This window comes from Thermomonas sp. (genome assembly GCF_025993755.1).
Lineage (GTDB): Bacteria > Pseudomonadota > Gammaproteobacteria > Xanthomonadales > Xanthomonadaceae > Thermomonas.
Window position 1 is genome coordinate 1 of the sequence record NZ_JAMQHN010000090.1, and the last position, 1,921, is coordinate 1,921.

At 71.5% G+C, this 1,921-nt stretch carries 3 protein-coding genes; all 3 read right to left on the reverse strand.

The genetic code is table 11. The features are described from left to right. Nucleotides 1–307 (reverse strand): DUF4381 family protein (locus Q0X16_RS06290; protein WP_297832100.1); only part of this gene is annotated, 307 nt, incomplete at its 3' end. After that, nucleotides 304–1,248: a DUF58 domain-containing protein gene (locus Q0X16_RS06295; RefSeq protein ID WP_297832102.1), complete on the reverse strand. Its 945-nt coding sequence runs from the start codon at nucleotides 1,246–1,248 to the stop codon at nucleotides 304–306. The genes Q0X16_RS06295 and Q0X16_RS06290, both read right to left, overlap by 4 nt. A gap of 19 nt (nucleotides 1,249–1,267) precedes the next feature. Then, the coding region (locus Q0X16_RS06300; RefSeq protein WP_297832104.1) for a MoxR family ATPase at nucleotides 1,268–1,921 on the reverse strand (654 nt) is incomplete at its 5' end.

The window sequence follows — 1,921 nt, forward strand, 5'->3', positions numbered from 1 at the left end:
CATCGATAACCCGCAGCAAATCCTCGCCCTGCCGGCGGTCGGGGTGCGGGTCGAGGCGCGGGGCGGCGCGGCGCCGCTGTTCGGCGGGGGCGGCGAGGCGCGCGGTCGGCGTCTGCGCAGACGCCAGGGCCGCATCGAAAATCCGCGCAAATGCGGCCCGCCGCCGCGCCCGGCGCCAACGCCACAGGACGATTGCGACCGCCACCACCAACAGGCCGCCTGCAACCATCCACCAGCCTGGCGCCGGTGGCCACCACGACGGCGGCACGCCGGCCGCGACATCGCGCAGCGGCAGCGGGGCGTTCACGAGGCCCGCCCCTGCGGCGGACGGCGCAACAGTTCCCGCGCCACCTCCGCCGTCGCGTCACAGGACAGCGGGGCCGCCGCCAGCCCGAAGCGCGACAACCGCGAGAGCGCTTCATCCAGCGGCCCATCGAACGCCTGCTTCCAGCGCTGGCGCACGCCGGCCTGATCCAATCCGAGTTCCAGTCGCCCGCCGGCGGTCGCAAACGGCAGCCGGGCCACCGGTGGCCGGCGCTCCAGCGGGTCGGTGAGCAGCAGCACATGGACGTCGATGTGCCTTGCCAGACCGGGCCAGAGCGTTTCCGGAATCGCGACGACACTGGCCGGATCGGCCAATACCACCAGTCGCGATCCCGGGCGCAGCAGGCGTCGGGCGCGATCCAGCGCCAGCGCCAGACCGGCGTCCTCCGCCGCCGGTGCCCGATACCAGCGCACCAGCGCATCCAGCACCCGTAGCGCACCGCGCGGACCGGAGGCGGGCGGGATCGGACCCTCGCGCAGGCTGCCGCGCAGCGCCGCGACGCGATCACCGTCGCGCACCGCCCGCCAGGCCGCAAGCGCACCCGCTCGGGCTGCCTGCACCGATTTGAACCGGACCCGGGTGCCGAAATACAGCGTTGGCGCGGTGTCGGCAACGATCAGGGTCAGCCGCTCGCGCTCTGCCTGGAATAGCTTGGTGTGGGTTCGTCCGGTGCGGGCCGTGACGCGCCAGTCGATCAGCCGGGCGTCGTCACCCGGCACGTAGCGCCGGGACTCGGCATATTCCATTCCACGCCCCAGCAGCAGCGAAGGCGCCAGCGCCTGCACGCCATGGCTGCCGCGCCGCCCGCCGCTACCTTTGTGGACCAGGGCGCGCAGACCGATCAGGTCCGACAGTTCGGGTACCGTGCCTTCGCCGGGTTTCCGAGGGTCCCACCGTGCGGTTTCAGCCTGCACGCGTTTCATTTCGTTTGCCGCCTGCGGCTCAAGGCAGCGGCACCAGCCGCAGCAGTTCCGTCACCAGCTTCGGACCGTCCCACCCTTCGGCGCTGGCCTCGAAGCTGGGCAGGACGCGATGACCGAGCACGTCGGGGGCGACCGCGCGCACGTCCTCCGGAGTCACGTACTCGCGTCCGGCCAGCCAGGCGCGAGCGCGGGCGCAGCGCTCCAGCGCGATCGATCCACGCGGGCTGGCGCCCCAGGCAATTCGCCGCGCCAGTTCCTTGTCGTAGCGAGACGGCTCGCGCGAAGCCAGCACCAGTTCGACCAGATAGCGCTCCAGCGCCGGTGCCAGATGCAGGTCCAGCACTTCTCCGCGCGCAGCGAACACCTCGGCCTGGCTCATGCGTTCGGAGACCGGAAACGGCGTCATGCCGCGGGTGCGGGCGCGTTCGCGCGCCAGCCGCAGGATTTCGGTTTCAACGCCCGCTTCCGGATAGCCGATCCGGACGTACATCAAGAACCGGTCCAGCTGCGCCTCCGGAAGCGGGAATGTGCCTTCCTGCTCGATCGGATTCTGGGTCGCCATCACCAGGAACAGCTCGGGCAGCGGCCAGGTGCGCTTACCGACGGTCACCTGGCGCTCGCCCATCGCTTCGAGCAGGGCGGACTGGACCTTGGCAGGCGCGCGATTGATCTC

What these genes read in the sequence shown, in the direction of transcription:
- Q0X16_RS06295 (WP_297832102.1), bottom strand. Translation starts at nt 1,248, where the DNA reads ATGAAACGCGTGCAGGCTGAAACCGCACGGTGGGACCCTCGGAAACCC.